Below are 20,619 nucleotides of genomic sequence, written 5' to 3' on the forward strand. Positions count from 1 at the left end.
CCGCACCCGGGCGGCCCCCGCCGCGCTTGGCGTCCTCGGCCGCGCGTGCCTCGCGTACTTCGCGGAAGATCTCGTTGATGCTTTCGCCGTCCTCGTCGTCCGGCTGCACACCTTCGCGCGGCTTACGCGGCAGCGCGGTCAGCAGGTCCTGGGTGACCGGCTCGGACGGGATCTTCTGCTCGATGTAGGCCTCGATGTCGGGCAGCGAGGTCGCGTAACGCTCACAGGCGAAGCTGATCGCGTCACCTTCGGCGCCGAGGCGCGCAGTGCGGCCGATGCGGTGGACGTAGTCCTCGGCATCGAACGGCAGGTCGTAGTTGAACACGTGGCTGACGCCGTCGATGTGCAGGCCGCGGGCGGCGACGTCGGTGGCGACCAGCAACTCGAGCTGGCCGGCCTGGAACTTCTTGAGCAGGCTCTCGCGCTTCTTCTGCGGCACGTCGCCCGACAGCACGCCGACCCGGTAGCCCGCCTTCTCCAGCGCCCGCGCGACCCGCTCGATGAAGGCCTTGGTGTTGACGAACACCATCGTGCGCGCGCCTTCGCTGCGCGACAGCAGGCCGATCAGCAGCGGCAGCTTCTCGTCGTCGGCCGGGTAGTACATCTTCTGGCGCACGCGCGCGGCAGTGATCGATTCGGTTTCGACGACCAGTTTTTCCGGCTCGTTCATGTGCTCGTAGGCGAGCTCGAGCACGCGGTGGCTCAGCGTCGCCGAGAACAGCAGCGTCTGCCGCTCCGTGCGCACCGGCATGCGCCGCAGCAGGAAGCGGATGTCCTTGATGAAGCCGAGGTCGAACATGCGGTCCGCTTCATCGAGCACGCACATCTCGCACGCGTGCAGGCTGACCACCTTGTGCTGCTTGACGTAGTCGATCAGACGGCCCGGAGTGGCGATGATGACGTCGGCGCCTTCCTGCAGGATCTGGCGCTGCTTGTCGTAGTCCACGCCGCCGTATACCAGCGCGAACTTCAGCCCCAGCTGGCTGCCGAACTTCACCGCGTCCTTGTGGATCTGGATCGCCAGTTCGCGGGTCGGCGCCAGGATCAGTGCGCGCGGATCCTCCGGCTTGCGGTCGGCCAGCGCGGGTTTCGACAGAAGACGGTTGATCACCGCGACCAGGAAGGCCAGGGTCTTGCCGGTACCGGTCTGGGCCTGGCCGGCGACATCGCGGCCGTTGAGCGCCAGGGGCAAGGTCAGCGCCTGGATCGGTGTGCAGCGGGTAAAGCCCGCCTCCTCGAGCCCGGCGAGCAGGGCCGGGTGCAGCTCGAACGTCGAAAACGTGAGGTCTGTTAAAGGTTTATCGCTCATGCGGGAATCTGTTCACCGTGTCCGGGCGTCGCCGGTTGCGGGCGCCGCGTGCTTGCGTGGGAGGCATCCGCGACGCAGACTGCCTGGAGCGGAACGCGTGGGTCGTCCCGCGATGCGCCGCCTTGATTCCGGCGGACGATCCCCCATTTTACCACCCATCCCGGCGCCGCGGCCGAATGCCTGCGCCCACCTACCGGAGAACCCCGTGAGCGACGCCGTCATCCATGCCACCGATTCCGACTTCGAGGCCACCGTCCTGCAGTCCGACGTGCCGGTCCTGGTCGATTTCTGGGCGCCCTGGTGCGGCCCCTGCAAGATGATCGCCCCGGCGCTCGACGAACTGGCCGGCGACTATGCCGGCCGTGCCAAGGTGGTCAAGGTGGACGTGGACCAGAACCAGGCCACCGCGCTGAAGTATCACGTGCGTTCGATTCCGATGCTCCTGCTGTTCAAGGGCGGCCAGGTGCAGGCGACGCAGATCGGCGCGGTCGGCAAACCCCAGCTGGCGCAGTTGATCGACAAGGCGCTCTGAGCGCTGCCCGCGCCGCGCACGGGCGCGGCACCTGTATCCGCATCCGGCAGCCCGCTATCGAGGGTCGTCCCACCCTACGGGGCATGCCCGCCGTCTGAATCGCGCCCCCGCCGCCGCTTGCCGGAGGCCTGCCGGCGATGCTAGGTTTGCCGCACTCCGGTATGCGTTCTGCATGCCGCACCCATCTGGTCGCACCTGCCGGGCGCTGTTTCCCGGCTCTGCCGTCTCCAACCTTCCGCCCGATCCCGGGCGCTCGCAGCGAGCGAGGATTCTCCTCTTGTCCGACAACACCCCTGACGACTCCGGCGCGCCGACCGGCGACACGGCCGTGAAACGCGTCCGCAAGCCCCGTGCGGCCAAAAAGCCGGCCGACGCCGGCACCGAAGCCACCCCGCAATCCCAGCTCCAGCTCCCGCCGCAGGAGGCGCCGTCGCCCAGGGCACCGGCCCAGGGCAGCGAGCCACCGCGAGAGTCCGCGCCGCGCTCTGCCGGCGACCATGCCGGTCAGGACGGCGCGCAGCGCGCGGGTGGCGAACAGCGCCAGCCCCAGCAGGGCGGCCAGCCGCAGAACCCGGCAGCGCAGAACGGCCAGAACGGCCAGAACCGCCACGACCAGGCGCGCCAGGACCAGAACCGCCAGGACCAGGGCGATCGCGGCAACCGGCGTGACCGCTTCAAGAACCGCCGCGACCGCCCCCGCGGTGGTCGCGACGACGGCCTGCCCCAGGACGGCGGCAACGACCACGCCCAGCGCCTGCCGCCGCCGAACGTGCCCGAAGGCTTTCCGCAGTATTCGCTGAGCGATCTCAAGCGGATGCCGGCGCACAAGCTGCTCGACATCGCCGACCAGCTGGCGATCGAGGGCGTGGCCCGCGCGCGCAAGCAGGACGTCATCTTCGGCCTGCTGAAGGTGCTGACGCGTCATGGCGAAGGCGTTGTCGCCGACGGCGTGCTCGAGATCCTGCCCGACGGCTACGGCTTCCTGCGCGCGGCCGAGGCGAGCTACCTCGCCGGCCCGGACGACGTCTACATCTCGCCCAGCCAGATCCGCCGCTTCAACCTGCGCACCGGCGACCACCTGCTCGGTCGCATCCGCTGGCCGAAGGACGGCGAACGCTACTTCGCGCTGTCGGTCGTCGACACGATCAACGGCGAGCCGCCGGAAGCCAGCAAGGGCAAGGTGCTGTTCGAGAACCTGACCCCGCTGTTCCCGCGCAAGCGCTTCAAGCTCGAGCGTGGTGACGGGTCCAGCGAGGACATCGCCGGCCGCATCCTCGATCTGATGGCCCCGCAGGGCAAGGGCCAGCGCGCCCTGATCGTCTCGCCGCCGAAGGCGGGCAAGACGATGATGATGCAGCAGATCGCGAGCGCGATCACCTACAACCATCCCGACGTGCACATGATCGTGCTGCTGATCGACGAGCGTCCGGAAGAAGTGACCGAGATGCAGCGCACCGTGCGCGGCGAAGTCATTTCCTCGACGTTCGACGAGCCGGCTGCGCGCCACGTGCAGGTGGCCGAAATGGTCATCGAGCGCGCCAAGCGCCTGGTCGAGCACAAGAAGGATGTCGTCATCCTGCTCGACTCGATCACCCGCCTCGCCCGCGCTTACAACAACGTCGTGCCGAGCTCCGGCAAGGTGCTCACCGGTGGCGTCGACGCCAACGCGATGCACCGCCCGAAGCGCTTCTTCGGCGCGGCGCGCAACGTTGAGGAAGGCGGTTCGCTGACCATCATCGCCACCGCCCTCGTCGACACCGGCAGCGCGATGGACAAGGTGATCTACGAAGAGTTCAAGGGCACCGGCAACTCGGAAGTGCACCTGGACCGTCGCATCACCGAGAAGCGCGTCTACCCGGCGATCAACGTCAACCAGTCGGGCACCCGCCGCGAGGACTACCTCATCGAGCCGGACCTGCTGCAGCGCATCTGGATTCTGCGCAAGTTGCTCCATCCGATGGACGAAATCGCCGCGATGGAATTCCTGCTCGACAAGATGAAGAGCACGAAATCCAACGACGAGTTCTTCTCGTCGATGAAGCGCTGAGCCGGCGCGATATCGGAGACAAAAAAGCCCCGCGGTATGCGGGGCTTTTTCGTGTGTCCGGTGCGCTCATCCTTCCAGCGGCGTCACCAGCCTGTAGCGCGACGTTTCCGGCGTCAGGCCGCCGGCCGCTACGGCGTCGGGGCTGAATCCCTCGGGCGTGGGCGCGGCCCAGTCAGGTGACGTGCGCGGACCCGGATGGTAGGCGCCCCAGGTGCCGTAGGCCGGCTCCCTCGCCCGGTCGAGAGAGTAGGTCACCGGTGTACGCACGACCCAGTAGCTCCGCTCCGCTTCGAGGCCCTCTGTGGGGGGCGTGAACTGCCACCGCTTCGCGGCGTCGATCGCGGCCTTGGCCAGGCGCGTACGGATGGTCTGCATCTGCGATCCGGTGCCCAGAGCGGTGAGGTTCACCTGCTCGGCGACCACGTCCTGCGCCGAGCCATCGCGTCCGACCTTGATCAGCAGATAGACAGTGCCGGTGCCCCCCATCATCGCGATTTCCTGCGGGTACCGCGGCGGCACCATCCGGGCCGCACGGACCTCGGACGGGTCGTCCTCCGAGCGCTTATCGCCGAAATGCGCGCTGGCGATGCGCATGTTCATTTCCCCGTTCCCTGCCGGGGTGGCGACCAGACGCAACGCCATCTTCGCCCGGGCCGGAGCAGAGCCCGAGGCGTCCGTCACCGGCTCGAAACGCATCGAGGGAACGAAGCGGTCGATCAGTGCGACCACGTGCGGCGGCAGCTTTCCGGGCTCGTCGACCGCATGGGCGATCACGCCGCCACCAGCGTCGATGTCGACATGTCCGGTGACCAGCATGCTGGCCTCCACTTCCTGACGCGCCTGTCGCGCAGTCTGGGCGTCGGCGTCGGGCGCGACGCCCGCGAGGGACACCGCGACCAGCGCGGCGGCGAGAAATCGGTTCATGGATGCATCCTGCAGTAGACCGGGAGCCAGACAGTGCCGCATGCACCGGGCCGCAGCAAGTCGAGTGGCGCGGGATTGGTCGGGACACGCCGCCCGACCCTCTCCCTGCGGCGCATGCGCATTCCATGCGCAGGCTCCCGCGCACGCGGCGCGTGTGAGCTGGCAGGCTCATGACCATCCTCGTACGCGTGTCGTCACGCCGGCCCCGTCACCCGTGACGTCGAATCGGCGGTACGCGCCATTGCCTGTGCGCGTCCACCCACTGTCGAGCGCGCTGAACAGCCTACGTCCCGCTGCCGGCCACACACGCGCCGGACGCGCCGGCGCGCTGATCGACGGACGCTGGCCCACGACACGCGGGCGGCAGGAACTCAGTCCCCCAGCGGCGTGAGCAGCCTGGGCGAACCGGATCCGGCCACCAGGCTCGAGCCGGCCAGTGCATCTGCACTGGCGCCGTTCGCGCCCGGCACTGCCCAGGCCGGGCGCTGCACGGGTCCGGGGTGGTACGACACCCATTGCCCGTATGCGGGAGACGGTTCGCCGTCGAACGAAAACGCGAACGGCCAGCGCAGGACCCAGTATGCGCGGCCCGCGTCGGGCCCTTCAGTCGGCGGCGCGAAGCTCCAATGCCGGCGAACGGTGTCGACCGCGCTGCTCGCGAGCGACTCGCGCACCTTCCGCATCTGATGCGCGGTGCCGAGCGCGGTGAGATTGACCTGCTCGACGGCGACGTCTTCCAGCCGGCCATCGCGGCCGATCTTGATCAACAGGTAAACCACCCCTTTCCCGCCGATTTCGGCGGCCGCGGCGGGATAACGGGGCGGGCGGATCGGCTCGATCACGCGCAGGGCACCCTGACCTGTGCGCTCGGGCCGCTCACCGAAGTAGGCGCTGGCGATGCGTATCACAGCCGTGCCGTCGTCCCCCGGCATGGCCAGCAGGCGCAGGCTCATCGTGGTATTCACAGGTCCGGTCGAGCCATCCCCGTGCAGAGAGTCGAAGCGCAGGCCGGATATCCGGCGGTCGACGAGATCGGCGACCTCGGGCGGTAGCATCTCGCGCCCGTCCAGCGCGTGTGCGGTCACGTGGCCATGCTCATCGATCGCCACCCGTCCGGTCACCAGCATGCTGGCTTCCATCTGCTGGCGAAGGTCGGTGGCCGACTGCGCCGCGGCCTGGGGCACCGGGCCGGCGAACACGGTCATGCCGAGTACGGCAGCGAGCACACGGTGCATGGCGCTTCCTGCGGCGGATGAGCCCGGAGTGTGTCGGTGCGGTCCCTGGCGCGCAAGCACCGCGCCGACGTCGACGGCCGGTGCTCAGCGCTCCCGGAGGAACCGTGCCATCGACACACCATCGGCGGTCGCGGCGGGCGCGAACTCGGCGGCCACGTCGACGAAACCGCGCATCACCGCGATCTCGCGTGGAGTGCGGTTGAGCGCATCGCGCAGGTCGGGATCGGCGCCGGCGCGCAGCAGGCGGCGGGCCAGGCGCAGCTGGCCGTGCAATCCGGTCAGGTGCAGGGGACCGAAGCCGCGCGCGTCGCGCGCCTCCAGCGACACGCCTTCATCGAGCAGATGCTCGAGCGCGGCGAGCACCACGTCCTCGTCGCAGACGGTTCCGGGTTCGGCGCGGGCGCCCAGCAGCAACAGCAATGGCGTGACCCCACCCGCGGCGGGCGCATCGACTTCGGCGCCGGCCAGCAGCAGGGTGTCGAACAGTGCCAGCAGGCGTGCGCGGTCGCGCGAAGTGAAGCCGTAAAGGGCGGCGCAGTGCAGCGGCGTCAGGCCCTGCGCATCGACGGCGTGGATGTCGGCACCGGCGGTCAGCAGACGCGCGGCGATGTCCGGCAGACCCAGCGCGGCGGCCAGCATCAGCACACTGACCTCGCCGGGCAGGCGCTGGTCGAGCGCGGCGCCGGCGGCGAGCAGCCGCTCGACCACGGCGGCGTGGCGCATGCTCACGGCCGCCGACAAGGGCGTGGCCCCGGATTGCGCCGCGCAGGCAGGATTCGCGCCTCGTTCCAGCAACAGCTCCACGACCGCGGCATGGCCGCGACCGGCGGCGCGCAGCAGGGCGCTGCAGCCCTGGCTGTCGGCGCTGTCGATGGCGAAGCCGAGATCGAGCAGGCGCCGCACCGCGTCGGCGTCGCCCTGCATCGCGGCTGCCGGCAGGTCCGTCGGCTCCAGCGCGCGGCGAGGTGGAACCCAGCCGCGCCAGTCGAGCCAGTCGGCAAGATCGCGCCGGCCTGCCGACAACGCCACGCCGAGCGGTGTCTGTCCATCGGCGGCACGCGCAGAGGCCGAGGCGCCGTGACGCACCAGCGTCCGCAGCACCGCTTCGCGGCCCAAGGCGGCGGCCAGGTGCAGCGCGGTCATGCCCCGCGAGTCCCGCGCATCGAGGTCCACGCCACTGTCGACCAGACGTTCGAGCAGACGAGGCCAGCCCAGGCGCACGACCAGCGACAACGGAGGATCGCCCTGCGGCGACGCGGCGAACGGGTCGGCGCCGCGTGTCAACAGATCGAGGGCGACACGTTCGTACACGCGGGACGCATGGTCGCCCTCGACGCAGGCGGCCAGATAGCGCGCCAGACCGCCGGACCCGCCGGGTGACGCCCCGTGCTGCAACAGGAGCTGCAGAGCGGGCAGTAGCGGCGGAGTCGCGCCGAGCAACGTGGTCAGCGCGGTCCGGCCAAGGGCGTCACGCACCTCCACGTCGGCGCCACGATCGAGCAGCCAGGCGATCCGGTCGACCGCGGGCGGCGCTTCCGCATCGAGGATCAGACCGCCCAGTTCGGCAGGTGAGAGCAACCGGAGCACCGGCTCGAGTCCGTCGAAGCGGCCTTCGCGCAGGCTGTCGCGCAACAGCATGACTGGGGTCCGGCCGTCCGCCGCGACCGCAGCGTCACCCGCGACGTTCGCCGGCAACGGATAGTCGGGATCGAGCGCACGGACCAGGGCCCAGCGGCCCGCGGCCGCGGCACCGTCCACCGGGCGCCGGCCCTGGGCGTCCACGACGTCGGCGGACACGCCGAGCGCGAGCAGCCGCTGGACCACGGGCACGGACGGCGCTTCGCCGGCGCAGGCGAGCACGATCGCGTTGCGGCCGCCGATATCGACCGCGGCCACATCCGCGCCGGCCGCGACCAGTGCTTCGAGCGCCGCGAGTCGTCCACTGCGCGCCGCGTCGAGCAGGGGCGTGCGCCCCTCGTTGTCGCGCGCGCGCACGTCGGCGCCCGCTGCCAGCAATGCCGCCAGGATTTCGACGTGCCCGCTCGACGCCGCCACGTGCAGGGCACCGCGGCGCCCGCCGTCGCGCGCGTCCACCCGTGCCTTGTGGCGGATCAGCAGCTGCACGCCGGCCGCGTCGTCCTCGTCGCCGCCGGCAGCCGCAAGCAAGGCCGGCGTGCCGCCCTCGACATCGGGGCGCGCGCCGCGCTCGAGCAGAAACTTCGCCAGGCGCCAGTTGCCCGCGGCGCAGGCGACGCCGAGCGGCGTCAGGCCATCGTGGTTGCGTGCTTCGAGGTCCGCGGCGGCGTCGCCGAGCAGTGCCGCCACGCCGGGATCGGAGCTGCGCGCGGCCAGATGCAGCGGCGTATTGCCTTCGTGGTCGGTGACCCGCGGGTCGGCGCCGTTGGCCAGCAGCGTCATCACGGCGTCGGGCCGGCCGTGCCAGCTGTCGCGGGTGGCGGCCAGCAGCGGCGTCATGCCCGCGTGGGCCGCGTTGACGTCGAGCCCGCGGCCGATCAACGCACGCAGCAGGCGCAGGTCCGGCAGTACGGCCGCGAGCACGGTCAGGCTGCGCTGATCGCGATCGTCGGTCGCGGGCAGTGCCCGCACATCGGCGCCAGCCTCAATCAATGCCAGCGCACGCTCGACACGTCCGCCACGCGCGGCTGCGTAGAGCGCGGCTTCCGGCGCGGCGTCGGCGGGCTCTTCGAACAGTGCCGCCGCCGGATCGCCCTGCATCTCGATCACCTGCATCGGCAGCGGCGCCGGGGGCGCGAGGCGCTGCAGCACGAGGTGCAGACCCGTCCAGGCCACACCCGAAGCCAGCACGAGCGCAAGGCGGAGGCCGGGGCCCGCCGAGGGCAGCCACACCGGCAGCAACACCAGTGCGACGATCGCGGCCACTGCCGTGGCGGCCACGACCCCACGCCAGCTCGCCGTGTCCTGGTCTGCGAGCGAGCGCCAGTGCTGGCGCAGGTCGCCGCCATCACGCTCGAGCGCATGCCACAGCGGCCACGTGCGCCAGAACGCGATGATCGCCAGTCCGACCACCACGCTCGTCGCGAGTGCCGCGCCGAGCTGGCCGCCGTCTCGCAGCGCGCGCATCGGCCAGGCGACGCAGGCGGCAGCGACGCCGATCGCACCCGCCCAGGCGGCAAGCAGCGACAGCGCGTCGCGGCGCAGGGTGGACGGCTCGACGGGCGTCCGCCCGCGCCACGCCCGCACCGCCAGCGCATAGGCCGGTTGCGCCAGCGCACCGGCTACCGCGGCCAGGATGCCGCCGACGCCCGTCGCCAGCGTCAGCAGCAGCGCCGCGGCGATGACCGCCGGCCCTGCACGCCGCGCAGGAAGGGGTGCCCGCCCGGCCGCCTCAGGCATCGGTGCCCCAATCGTCGGTCAGCGGGTCGGCCGCCAGCGTCGCCGGCATCTGCAGATGGAAACCGTGCTGGCGCAAGTTCGCACGCACGCGCTCGGGATTCTCGCGTGCCAGCCGGCGGCCGGGGACCAGCGCCACATCGAGCACGAACGTCAGGGCACCCAGCTGCGCGCGCACGGGGTCGGGCAGCACATCGAAGGCGTCGCGGGCGGACAGATACACGTAGGCATCGGCCTTGCGCTGGCATTTGTAGACGTAGGCGTGCATGGCCGGAAACCGCGGAAACACCGGCGATTGTGCGGGAAAAGCACCCCGATGGGTATGCCGCGGAAGGACGGAGCGGCCGCGCGCGCGTGGCCGGGTTCAGTGATAGCCGGCGTCGGCGGCCACCTTGCCGCGGAACACCCGGTACGACCACGCCGTGTACCCGAGGATCAGCGGCAGCAGGAACACCAGGCCGACCAGCACGAAGGTCTGCGACGACGGCGGCGAGGCCGCCTCCCAGATGCTCAATGACGGCGGAACGATGTTGGGCCAGATGCCGAGCACCAGTCCGGCGAAGCCGAGCGCGAAGAAGCTCAGCGTCAGCAGGAACGGTCGCGCATCGCGGCCCTCGTGCATCGCCGAGCGCCACAGCCAGACCGCATTGACCAGCGCCAGGGCCGGCACCGGCGCCAGCCACCAGAAATTCCCACCCTCGAACCAGCGCGCCATGATCCGCGAATCGAGGAATGGCAGCCATGCACTGACCAGGCCCATGAAGAGCGTCACGAGCACCACCAGCGGCCGCGCGAGCCTGCGCGCGATCTGCTGGAGCCGGCCCTCGGTCTTGAGGATCAGCCAGCCGCTGCCGAGCAGCGCATAGCCGGCCACCACCGCCGCCCCCGTCATCATCGCGAACGGACTGAACCAATCCAGCGCGCCCCCGGCGTACTTGCCTTCCTGGAGCGGCATGCCCTCCACCAGCGCGCCGAGGATCACCCCCTGCGCGAACGCCGTCAGCAGCGAACCCACCGCGAACGCCGCGCCCCAGAAGCGCTTGCCGCGCTGCGCCTTGAAGCGGAACTCGAACGCGACGCCGCGGAACACCAGCGCGATCAGCATCAGCAGCACCGGTAGATACAGCGCCGACAGGATGATCGCGTAGGCGCGTGGAAACGCCGCCAGCAATCCCACACCGCCCATCACCAGCCAGGTCTCGTTGCCGTCCCAGATCGGTGCCGCCGTCGTCATCATGTGGTCGAGTTGTTTGCCGTCCTCGGCAAACGGGGCGAGTACGCCGAGGCCGAGCACGAAGCCGTCGAGCAGGACGTACATCAGCACGCCGAAGCCGATCACGCCGAACCAGATCACCGGCAGCACCGTCGCCAGATCCATCAGTCGTCTCCCACCGGGCCGTCGGCCGCCGAGATCGGCCGCATCGGCGTGCGCTCGCCCTCGTCGTGGTCTGGACCGTCGTCGAAGGGTTGCGGCCCGGTGCGGATCATCTTCAGGATGTAGCCGCTGCCCGCGCCGAACACCACGGCATAGGCCGCAAGGAATGCGCCGAGCGAGATCATCACACTGACCCGGTCGATGTCGCTCACCGCATCGGCGGTGCGCAACAGGCCCTGGATCACCCAGGGCTGGCGCCCCATCTCGACGACGATCCAGCCGGCCAGCACCGCGACGAAACCCGACGGCGCCATGAGCCGCCAGCCGTCGAGCAACAGGCGCGATTCGAACAACCTGCCGCGCCGCCAGGCCCACAGCGACACGACCGTGAGCAGCAACATCGCCATGCCGATCCCGACCATCACCCGGAACGCGAAGAACACCGGCGCGACGGGTGGCCGCTCGTCGCGCGGCACCGCGGTCAACGGTTCGATCGTGCCGTCCCAGCTGTGGGTAAGAATGAGGCTGCCCAGGCGCGGGATCGCGACCTCGTAGCGGTTGCGCTCGGCGTCCGCATCGGGAAGCGCGAACACCACCAGCGGAACACCCTCGCCGGGCTCGCCGTGGTGCCAATGACCTTCCATCGCGGCGAGTTTGACCGGCTGGACTTCGCCGGTCTTGAGCCCGTGCAGGTCGCCCACGACGATCTGCAGCGGAACGGTGATCGCTGCGAACGCGACCGCGAGCTTGAGCATCCGCGTGGCCGCGTCAACGTGTTCGCCGCGGCGCAGATACCAGGCCGCCACCCCGCCGATGACGAAGCACGTGGTGATGAACGCCGCCAGCACCATGTGGCCGAGGCGGTAGGGAAATGACGGGTTGAAGATGATCGACAGCCACTCCACGGGGTGGAACGCGCCGTCGACGATCTCGAAGCCGGCAGGCGTGTGCAGCCAGCTGTTGGCCGAGAGGATCCAGAACGTCGAGATCAGCGTGCCCACGGCCACGAGGCAGGTGGACATGAAATGCAGCTTCTCCGACACGCGTCCCCAGCCGAACAGCATCACACCGAGGAAACTCGCTTCGAGAAAGAACGCGGTCAGCACCTCGTAGCTCAGCAGCGGTCCGAGGATGTTGCCGGCCTGCGCACTGAGCACCGACCAGTTGGTGCCGAGCTGGAAGCTCATGACGATGCCCGACACCACGCCCATGCCGAAGGACACGGCGAAGATCCGCATCCAGAAGAAGTACAGCTCGCGCCACACCGGGTCCCGCGTGCGCAGCCAGCGGAACTCCAGGAACGCCAGCCAGCTCGACAGGCCGATCGTGAAGGCTGGAAACAGCACGTGGAAGGAGATCACGAATCCGAACTGGATCCGCGACAGCAGCAGGGCGTCCAACGCAGGCTCCGGATCGGGGGCGCCGGCAGTCTGCGGGCCCCGACGTGAAAACGGCATGCGGCACGTCGTCGCGCGACACGGCGTCGCACATCGGGCCGTGTTCCACGCCCCGGCCATGACCTTCGCCAGAGCGACCCTCCGGCACGCGCCGGTACACTGCGCGCTTCCTTCCGTCCACGGACCTGCCGATGCGTCGTCTGTCGCTGCCCTGGGTGCTGGCCTGCGCCCTCGTTTCGCCCCTTGCCCTCGCGCAACCCGCGCAGACCCTCACGATGGCGCGGATCATGGACGATCCCGACTGGATCGGTCCGCCGGTGGAATCGGCGTGGTGGAGCTGGGACGGCAGCCGCGCCTATTTCACCCGCAAGCGCGAGGGCGCGACGATCCGCGACACCTGGGTGCAGCCGATCGCCGGCGGCGCTGCGACACGGCTCGACGACGCCGCTCGCGCCGACCTCGACGCGCAGAATCCGATCATCGACGCCACCCGCACGCGGATGGCCTTCGTGCGCAACGGCGACGTCTTCGTGCGCGATCTGCGCACCGGCCAGCTCACCCAGATCACCCGTACCGAAGCGCCCGAGGCGCAGCCGCAATGGACGATGGCCGGTGGCCTGGTCTGGCGCGCCGGGACCGACTGGTACGGCTGGGAGCCGCAGCGTGGCGTGGCGCAGATCGCCAGCCTCAAGGCCGAGGACGATCCGGCCAAGCCGCCGCCGGCCGACGATCTGCGCGAGCGTCAGCTGCGCATGATCGAGACCCTGCGCGTGGAGCGCGACCGCCGCGACGCGCAGCGCATGCAGGCCGAGGCATGGCGCCGCGTCGATCCGACCCGTCCGGCCGCGCCTGCCTTTCTCGGCAAGAACGTCACCATCGCCGGCAGCGCGCTGTCGCCCGCCGGCGACCGCCTGATCGTCGTCACCGCGCCCAAGGGCGGCAACGAGGGCCAGGCCGGCAAGATGCCGCGCTACGTCACCGAATCGGGCTACGAGGAGTTCGAGGACGTGCGCACGCGCGTCGGCCGCAATGATCCGCTGCCGCACACGTTGTGGCTGGTGGACGTGGGCAGCGGCCAGGTCCGCGAGCTGAAGACCGATGGGCTTCCGGGCATCGGCACCGACCCGCTGGCCAGCCTGCGCCGCGCCGCCGGCAAGGACGCGCTGAGCGGCAATCGCCCGGTGCGCCTGGAGATCGACGGCCGCGGCGGTGGCGGCGGTGCGATCCGCTGGAGCGACGACGGCCGATCGGTTGCGATCTCGATCCATTCGGTCGACAACAAGGACCGCTGGCTGGCGACGGTCGACCTGGCCGGCGCCACACTGCAATCGCGCCACCGGCTCACCGACCCGGCCTGGATCAACTGGGATTTCAACGAGTTCGGCTGGCTGCCGGACAACCGCACGCTGTGGTTCCTGTCCGAGGAATCGGGCTACTCGCACCTCTACCTCAGCGACGGCAGCCGCTCGCGTGCGCTGACCTCGGGCCGCTGGGAAGTCTCCTCGCCGGTGATGTCGCGTGACGGCAGCCGCTTCTTCTTCATGTGCAACCGGCAGTGGCCGGGCCGGTACGAGGTCTGCAGCGCGGCCGGCGGTGAAGTCGCCGAAATCACGTCGAGCGGCGGCATCGAGGACTTCGTGCTGTCGCCCGACGAAAGCCGCCTGCTGCTGCGCCATTCGTCGAGCTACACCCCGCCGCAGGTGGCGGTGGCCGACGTCAACGGCGGCGAACTGCGCGTGCTCACCGACACCCGCACCGAGGCCTTCAAGGCCCACGACTGGCTGCAGCCCGAGTACGTGCAGATTCCGTCCAAGCACGGTGCGGGCACGGTCTGGGGCAAGTTCTACGCGCCCGAGACCTACGAGCCGGGCCGCCAGTACCCGGTCGTGCTGTTCGTGCACGGCGCCGGCTACCTGCAGAACGTCCACGACCGCTACCCCACCTACTTCCGCGAGCAGATGTTCCACAACCTGCTCGTGCAGCAGGGTTACCTCGTGCTGGACCTCGACTTCCGCGCCTCCAGCGGCTACGGCCGCGACTGGCGCACGGCGATCTACCGGCAGATGGGCCATCCGGAACTCGAGGACTATCTCGACGGCATCGACTGGCTGGTCGACAACCACCAGGCCGACCGCGGCCGCGTCGGCATCTACGGCGGCAGCTACGGCGGCTTCATGACGTTCATGGCGCTGTTCCGCGAGCCGGGCACGTTCAAGGCCGGCGCCGCATTGCGCCCGGTCACCGACTGGTCGCAGTACAACCACGCCTACACCGCCAACATCCTCAACACGCCCGACATCGATCCCGAGGCCTACGCCAAATCCTCGCCGATGGAATACGCCGACCGCCTGCAGGACCACCTGCTGATCGCGCACGGCATGATCGACGACAACGTGTTCTACAAGGACTCGGTGATGATGGCCCAGCGCCTGATCGAGCTGCGCAAGGACAAGTGGGAGCTGGCGAGCTATCCGCTCGAGCGCCACGCCTACCAGCACCCGGCCTCATGGTACGACCAGTACCGCCGCATCCATGAGCTGTTCGAGCGCACGCTGAAGTGACTGCGCCCGGCCCGTTGCCGGCCGTCGAGCTGCTGCGGCCGTCGCCGTGGAAGATGCTCGCGCTGCTGGCGATCTCGGCCGGGTTCGTGTGGATGGCACTCGTCATCGGCGAGCGCCATCTGCTGATCGCATGGCTGTGCGGTGGATTTTTCGGGCTTTGCAGCGTGGTCGCACTGGTGTCGCTGCTACCCGGTGCGAACCATCTGCGGCTCGATGCCGACGGCATCGAGTTGCGCTCGCTGTTCCGGGTCACTCGCTGGGCCTGGCGCGACGTCGTGCGTTTCGGCCCCACGCGCGTGGGCCTGCACACGATGGTCGGCATCGACTTCGCCGAACACGTGGAGGCCGCGGCGCGTCTGCGCCGTGTCAATCGCGGCCTGACCGGCTTCGACGGTGCCCTGCCCGACACCTACGGGCACCGCGCCGTGGATCTCGCGGCCAAGCTGGAGACCTGGCGCCGCGCCTGCAGCCGATGACCCGCACAGAGCGCGCTCGCGCGCGAAGCCGCGTCACCACTCGGATCTGCGCGCGCGGCCGCGCGGCTATACCGCCGCCATCGGTCGTGCCCGGGACGCATGCGACCCACGCGCCACCCGTCGCCCTTCGGTTCGATCAGGTCGCTGCACGCGGGACACCTTCGCCGCGCGCCGGACCGCGCGATCGAAGCGGACATCCGGCGCCACGTCGGCATCCGACAAGCACGCGGGAGGACGCTCGCACGCGAAGGCGCCTTCCCGGCAGAGCCTCGCGTGCACGCGCGCCTGCACCGGCGCCGGTGTCCTGAGCGTGGCGCGTGCAGAACAAGCGCCACGCGTCGTTTCCCGGTTCGAGCAGGGAGCGGGAGACCCGATACCCGCCGTCGCCGCCCTGCACCGCGCGATCGGACCGGACATGCGGCGTGCACCCGTCCAAGGCCCAAGGAGCGCGCTCGCGCGCGACGGGCCTCACCGGCCGAGGCCCGCGCGCGCAGCCACGTTCCGACACCGCCGCCATTGATCACGATCAATGTCGCCATGGCCGCCCCGCCTACAATGGCGCCATGACCACTTTCGACAGCGTCCGCGACTATCTGACCGGCCTGCAGGACCGCATCTGCCGCGACATCGAGCAGGCCGACAGCCAGGCCCGCTTCACCGAAGACCTGTGGCAGCGCGCGGAAGGCGGCGGCGGCCGCACGCGCGTGTTGCGCGATGGTGCCGTGTTCGAGCAGGCCGGCATCGGTTTTTCCGACGTCTCCGGGACCGCGCTGCCGCCCTCGGCCAGCGCCAACCGCCCCGAACTCGCCGGTGCGTCGTGGCGTGCCTGCGGCGTGTCGCTGGTGTTCCATCCCCGCAATCCCTACCTGCCGACCACGCATGCCAACGTGCGTCACTTCCATGCGGTGCGCGACGGCGAGACCGTCGCCTGGTGGTTCGGCGGCGGCTTCGACCTCACGCCCTTCTATCCGTTCGACGAGGACGTGCAGCACTGGCACCGCACCGCGCGCGATCTGTGCCGCCCCTTCGGCGGCGACGACCGCTACGACGCCCACAAACGCTGGTGCGACGATTACTTCTTCCTGCGTCACCGCAACGAGACCCGCGGCGTGGGCGGCCTGTTCTTCGACGACCTGCATGGTGACTTCGACACGGACTTCGCCTACATGCGCGCAGTCGGCGACGGCTTCCTCGATGCCTATCTGCCGATCGTCGGGCGCCGCAAGGACACGCCGTACGGCGAGCGCGAGCGCGAGTTCCAGTTGTACCGGCGCGGCCGCTACGTCGAATTCAACCTGGTCTACGACCGCGGCACGCTGTTCGGGCTGCAGTCCGGCGGCCGGGCCGAATCGATCCTGATGAGCCTGCCGCCACGCGTGCGCTGGGAATACGGCTACACGCCGGAGGCCGGCAGCGACGAGGCCCGCCTGCTCGATTATCTGCGCCCACGCGACTGGCTGTCCGAATCGGCTTGAGCGCCTCGCCTTCATCGCGCATGCATCCCGAAGTGGAGCCGGAAGGTCTGCGGATCCTGTTCGCCGACGCCTGCCTGCTGGCGTTCGACAAGCCCGCGGGCCTGCTCTCGGTACCCGGACGCGGCGCGGACAAGTACGACAGTCTCGCCACCCGCGCCGTGGCCCGATGGTCGGACGCGCGTGTCGTCCACCGCCTCGACATGGCGACATCCGGAGTGATCGTGTTCGCGCGAGGGGCCGAGGCGCAGCGCGCCCTAGGCGCAGCGTTCGCAGCGCGCGAGGTGCAGAAGCACTATGTCGCCGTGGTGACCGGTTCGCTGGCACGGAATGCCGGCCAGATCGATCTGCCTTTGGCCGCGGACTGGCCGAACCGGCCGCGCCAGCGGGTGGATGCGGAACGTGGGAAGTCCGCGCTCACGCGCTGGCACGTCATCCGTTACGAGACAGGCCCCGACGGCGAGCGTTGCACGCGGGTTGCCCTGACGCCGGTCACCGGCCGCAGCCACCAGTTGCGGGTGCATCTCAAGGCCATCGGTCACCCGATCCTCGGTGACCCGCTGTACGGGACCGCAGCGGACACCGGTGCCGATGGTGCGCCGCGGCTCATGCTGCATGCGACGGCTCTCAGCCTCGCGCACCCTGGCGATGGGCGCCCGCTGACGATGCACTCGCCCGTGCCGTTCTAGCGAAGGCGCTTGCCAACATCCCGCCTGCGGGTCACGAGACCGGCTCGACGCGCGATGCGCAGCGGCCCACACGGGCCCGGATCACGCGCATAAAAAAGCCCCGTAGGCAGGGGGGGCCTACGGGGCTCGGGAACCAGGCGCGGGGAGACGCCTGTTGGTTCCGGTCGATCACTCCAGGGGAAGGGAGAGATCTGCGACAGACCTTGCATCTGTCGAGGGACATGAGAACACCCGGGGGATGGATGGTTCGTGAAGATTCGGGTTAATTTTCTGTTGGATTCAGGCCGCATTTACTCCGTTCCAGTCTTTCCCGGATCCAGTGTTCTGCAGCGCCAGACTCGGCACACAGCCTGTGAGCACGGGGCGGCCTTCGAACAGCCCTAGACGGCGGAAGCGCGGGTCAATGCGCCTCGTCCCAGTTGTCACCGATGCCGCTGTCGACCACCAGCGGAACTCTGAGTTCCGCGGCCGCCGTCATGCGTGCGACGACTTCGGTCAGCAGAACATCGACGAAGTCCGCGTCCGTCTCGAACACCAGTTCGTCGTGCACCTGCAGGATCATCCTGGCCCTGTCCGCCTGTCCCGCGAGCCAATGGTCGATGTCGATCATGGCGCGCTTGATGATGTCGGCCGCGGTGCCCTGCATCGGCGCATTGATCGCCGCACGCTCGGCGCCGGCCCGCTGCGAGGCGTTGCCTTTCTGGATGAAATCGAGCGTGAGCCTCCGGCCGAACACGGTTTCGACGAAGCCGGTCTCGCGCGCCTGCTGGCGCGTCCGGTCCATGAAATCGCGCACGCCCGGGTAGCGCGAGAAGTACAGCGCGATGTAGTCCTGCGCCTCACCCCGGCCGATCCCGAGGTTGCGCGCCAGACCGAACGCGCTCATGCCGTACATCAGGCCGAAATTGATGGCCTTGGCGGCGCGTCGCTCGTTGCCGGTAACCTCGTCGAGCGGCCGCGCGAAGACTTCGGCAGCCGTCGCGCGATGCACGTCGACGCCGCTTTCGAACGCCCCGATCAGGCCGGCATCGCCGGAGAGGTGCGCCATGATCCGGAGTTCGATCTGCGAATAGTCGCAGGCCACCAGCTTGCGCCCCGGCGGCGCCACGAAGGCACGCCGGATACGACGGCCGTCCTCGGTACGGATCGGGATGTTCTGCAGATTGGGGTCGGACGACGACAGGCGCCCGGTGGCGGCCCCCGCCTGGTGGTAACTGGTGTGCACGCGACCGGTGTCGGGATTGATCATCTCCGGCAGCTTGTCGGTGTAGGTGCCGCGCAGCTTGGCGAGACTGCGGTAGTCGAGGATCACCCGCGGCAGCTCGTGCTGGTCGGCGATCGCCTCGAGCGCTTCCTCGTTGGCACTGGGCTGGCCCTTGGGCGTCTTGACGAGGGCGGGCAGCCCCAGCTCCTCGAACAGCAGTGCACACACCTGCTTGGGCGAGTCGAGGTTGAAGCTGCGTCCCGCCAGTTCGGTGGCCGTCTGCTGCGCGGCCAGCATCCGTCGCGAAAGGTCCGCACTCTGGCGACGCAGCTCGTCGACGTCGACCATGACGCCATTGGCCTCCACGCGGGCCAGCACCGGCACGAGCGGGATCTCGATCTCGCGGTAGACCCGTTCGATCGCAGGTTCCGCCGCCACGCGCGCGCCCAGCACGCGGTGCAGGCGCAGGGTGATGTCGGCATCCTCGGCGGCGTAGCGCGTGGCATCGTCGATCGCGACCTGGGCGAACGAGATCTGCTTGGCCCCCTTTCCCGCAACCTGCTCGAACGTGATCGTCTCGATGCCGAGGTGCCGGCGCGCGAGCGCGTCTATGTCGTGGCGCGCGATCCCCGCATCGAGCACGAAGCTCTCCAGCAGCGTGTCGTCCGCGTAACCCTGCACGTCCACGCCGTGACGTCGCAGGACGTGCAGGTCGTACTTGCCGTGCTGGCCCAGCTTGCGCCGCGCAGGATCCTCCAGCAGCGGACGCAGCGCATCGAGCACACGGTCGCGGTCGAGCTGGGCGGGGGCGCCCGGATACACGTGTCCCAGCGGGATGTAGGCCGCGCGGCCAGGCTCCACCGCCAGGCTCAGGCCGACGAGACCGGAGCGCATCGCGTCCAGAGCGTCGGTCTCGGTGTCGAATGCGAACTCGTCGGCGGCCCGCAGCCGGGCGATCCACGCGTCGAGCCGGTCGGCGGTGAGCACGGTCTCGTATTCGCCGGGGCCGGTGAGGACGGGATCGAGCGAAGCCGGGGCCAGGGGCGCGCTGGCGAGCTCCGGCACGGGCGTGCGGGGGCCGGGCCCGGCCCCCGCCTCGAGATCGCGCAGGGCCTGGGTGAAGCCGTAGCGCGCGTAGAGCACGCGCAGGCGCTCCGCATCGCAGGGGCGCAGCACCAGCGTGTCGGGCCCGCCGTCGAGCGGCACGTCGATGCGGATCGTCGCCAGCGTGCGGCTGAGCGGCAGTTGCTCCAGCACCTCGCGCAGGTTGTCGCCGATCTTGCCCTTGATTCCCGATGCCGCGGCGATCACGCCGTCGAGCGATTCGTACTCCGCCAGCCACTTGGCCGCGGTCTTGGGGCCGCACTTGGCGACGCCGGGAATGTTGTCGATGCTGTCGCCCATCAGCGCGAGCATGTCGACGATCTGGTCCGGGCGGACGCCGAACTTCTCCAGCACCGCGGCCTCGCTGTCGAGACGGCTGCCGCTCATGGTGTTGACGAGCGCGATGCCGGGCCGCACCAGCTGGGCGAAATCCTTGTCGCCGGTCGAGATGGTGACGGCGATGCCGGCCTCGCCGGCCTGCACGGCGAGGGTGCCGATCACGTCGTCCGCCTCCACCCCGGCGACCCGCAGGATGGGGAAACCGAGGGCCTCGACGATCGCGCACATCGGCTCGACCTGCGCGCGCAGCTCGTCGGGCATCGGCGGTCGGTTGGCCTTGTAGGCGGGATACAGATCGTCGCGGAACGTGCGCCCCGGCGCATCGACCACGAAGGCCGCATAGTCAGGAGCCTCCTTGAGCGTGGCCCGCAGCATGTTGACCACGCCGAACAGCGCGCCGGTCGGCTCGCCCTGCGCGTTGGACAGCGGTGGCAGCGCATGGAAGGCGCGGTAGAGGTAGGAGGATCCGTCGATCAGGACTAGGCGTGTCATCGGTCGATTCTAACGCCGCGCTCCCGTCCACCCTCGCCCCGGGTGAGCGGCGGCACCGGAACGCCCGCGTGCACGGCGTCCTTCCGTCGCC

At 69.9% G+C, this 20,619-nt stretch carries 14 protein-coding genes; 6 read left to right on the forward strand and 8 right to left on the reverse strand.

What is annotated here, in order from left to right:
* On the reverse strand, positions 1–1,309 hold a 1,309-nt coding region (gene rhlB, locus H0E82_RS00005), incomplete at its 3' end, for an ATP-dependent RNA helicase RhlB (protein ID WP_180542921.1).
* Between the two features lie 205 nt (positions 1,310–1,514).
* On the opposite strand from rhlB, the gene trxA reads away from it, so the two are divergent.
* Both trxA and rho read left to right on the forward strand, forming a co-directional pair.
* On the forward strand, positions 1,515–1,841 hold the full coding sequence (gene trxA, locus H0E82_RS00010) for a thioredoxin (protein ID WP_180542922.1): 327 nt from the start codon (positions 1,515–1,517) through the stop codon (positions 1,839–1,841).
* Positions 1,842–2,118: 277 nt separating this feature from the next.
* Positions 2,119–3,888 carry a transcription termination factor Rho gene (gene rho, locus H0E82_RS00015; protein WP_180542923.1) on the forward strand — a complete coding sequence of 590 codons (1,770 nt, stop codon included), beginning with the start codon at positions 2,119–2,121 and terminating at the stop codon, positions 3,886–3,888.
* A gap of 66 nt (positions 3,889–3,954) precedes the next feature.
* On the opposite strand, the gene H0E82_RS00020 is transcribed toward rho, so the two are convergent.
* From H0E82_RS00020 to H0E82_RS00045, 6 genes are all read right to left on the reverse strand, one after another.
* Positions 3,955–4,812 (reverse strand): energy transducer TonB, encoded by an 858-nt coding sequence (locus H0E82_RS00020; RefSeq protein ID WP_180542924.1) that lies wholly within the window; start codon positions 4,810–4,812, stop codon positions 3,955–3,957.
* A 371-nt stretch (positions 4,813–5,183) separates the two neighbouring features.
* Positions 5,184–6,017: an energy transducer TonB gene (locus H0E82_RS00025; RefSeq protein ID WP_180542925.1), complete on the reverse strand. Its 834-nt coding sequence runs from the start codon at positions 6,015–6,017 to the stop codon at positions 5,184–5,186.
* A gap of 114 nt (positions 6,018–6,131) precedes the next feature.
* On the reverse strand, positions 6,132–9,422 hold the full coding sequence (locus tag H0E82_RS00030) for an ankyrin repeat domain-containing protein (RefSeq protein ID WP_180542926.1): 3,291 nt from the start codon (positions 9,420–9,422) through the stop codon (positions 6,132–6,134).
* Entirely contained in the window at positions 9,415–9,687 is a 273-nt protein-coding gene (locus H0E82_RS00035; protein WP_180542927.1) for a YcgL domain-containing protein, read from the reverse strand. The genes H0E82_RS00030 and H0E82_RS00035 overlap by 8 nt, the downstream gene beginning before the upstream one ends.
* A gap of 96 nt (positions 9,688–9,783) precedes the next feature.
* Complete coding sequence (cydB, locus tag H0E82_RS00040; RefSeq protein WP_180542928.1) at positions 9,784–10,797, reverse strand: cytochrome d ubiquinol oxidase subunit II; 1,014 nt, start codon at positions 10,795–10,797, stop codon at positions 9,784–9,786.
* Positions 10,797–12,194, reverse strand: coding sequence for a cytochrome ubiquinol oxidase subunit I (locus H0E82_RS00045; RefSeq protein WP_180542929.1), 1,398 nt, complete (start codon positions 12,192–12,194; stop codon positions 10,797–10,799). The genes cydB and H0E82_RS00045 overlap by 1 nt, the downstream gene beginning before the upstream one ends.
* Positions 12,195–12,382: 188 nt before the next feature.
* Between H0E82_RS00045 and H0E82_RS00050 the strand changes: the two genes are divergently transcribed.
* The 4 genes from H0E82_RS00050 (at position 12,383) to H0E82_RS00065 (ending at position 17,389) form a co-directional block, all read left to right on the forward strand.
* Positions 12,383–14,752, forward strand: coding sequence for a S9 family peptidase (locus H0E82_RS00050; RefSeq protein ID WP_180542930.1), 2,370 nt, complete (start codon positions 12,383–12,385; stop codon positions 14,750–14,752).
* Positions 14,749–15,228: a PH domain-containing protein gene (locus H0E82_RS00055; RefSeq protein WP_180542931.1), complete on the forward strand. Its 480-nt coding sequence runs from the start codon at positions 14,749–14,751 to the stop codon at positions 15,226–15,228. Before H0E82_RS00050 ends, H0E82_RS00055 begins: the two co-directional genes overlap by 4 nt.
* Positions 15,229–15,791: 563 nt before the next feature.
* Entirely contained in the window at positions 15,792–16,703 is a 912-nt protein-coding gene (hemF, locus tag H0E82_RS00060; protein WP_180542932.1) for an oxygen-dependent coproporphyrinogen oxidase, read from the forward strand.
* Positions 16,700–17,389 carry an RluA family pseudouridine synthase gene (locus H0E82_RS00065; protein WP_235974100.1) on the forward strand — a complete coding sequence of 230 codons (690 nt, stop codon included), beginning with the start codon at positions 16,700–16,702 and terminating at the stop codon, positions 17,387–17,389. The genes hemF and H0E82_RS00065 overlap by 4 nt, the downstream gene beginning before the upstream one ends.
* A 400-nt stretch (positions 17,390–17,789) precedes the next feature.
* Here H0E82_RS00065 and polA read toward each other — a convergent pair whose 3' ends face one another.
* Positions 17,790–20,528 (reverse strand): DNA polymerase I, encoded by a 2,739-nt coding sequence (polA, locus tag H0E82_RS00070; RefSeq protein ID WP_180542933.1) that lies wholly within the window; start codon positions 20,526–20,528, stop codon positions 17,790–17,792.
* Positions 20,529–20,619 lie beyond the last annotated feature (91 nt).

The organism is Luteimonas deserti (assembly GCF_013425765.1).
Classification (GTDB): Bacteria; Pseudomonadota; Gammaproteobacteria; order Xanthomonadales; family Xanthomonadaceae; genus Luteimonas; species Luteimonas deserti.

Excerpts from the sequence above, each read along its gene's own strand:
- cydB (WP_180542928.1), bottom strand. The coding sequence starts at position 10,797 with ATGGATCTGGCGACGGTGCTGCCGGTGATCTGGTTCGGCGTGATCGGC.
- hemF (WP_180542932.1), top strand. The coding sequence starts at position 15,792 with ATGACCACTTTCGACAGCGTCCGCGACTATCTGACCGGCCTGCAGGAC.
- polA (WP_180542933.1), bottom strand. The coding sequence starts at position 20,528 with ATGACACGCCTAGTCCTGATCGACGGATCCTCCTACCTCTACCGCGCC.
- H0E82_RS00050 (WP_180542930.1), top strand. The coding sequence starts at position 12,383 with ATGCGTCGTCTGTCGCTGCCCTGGGTGCTGGCCTGCGCCCTCGTTTCG.
- H0E82_RS00020 (WP_180542924.1), bottom strand. The coding sequence starts at position 4,812 with ATGAACCGATTTCTCGCCGCCGCGCTGGTCGCGGTGTCCCTCGCGGGC.
- H0E82_RS00035 (WP_180542927.1), bottom strand. The coding sequence starts at position 9,687 with ATGCACGCCTACGTCTACAAATGCCAGCGCAAGGCCGATGCCTACGTG.
- H0E82_RS00030 (WP_180542926.1), bottom strand. The coding sequence starts at position 9,422 with ATGCCTGAGGCGGCCGGGCGGGCACCCCTTCCTGCGCGGCGTGCAGGG.
- H0E82_RS00025 (WP_180542925.1), bottom strand. The coding sequence starts at position 6,017 with ATGACCGTGTTCGCCGGCCCGGTGCCCCAGGCCGCGGCGCAGTCGGCC.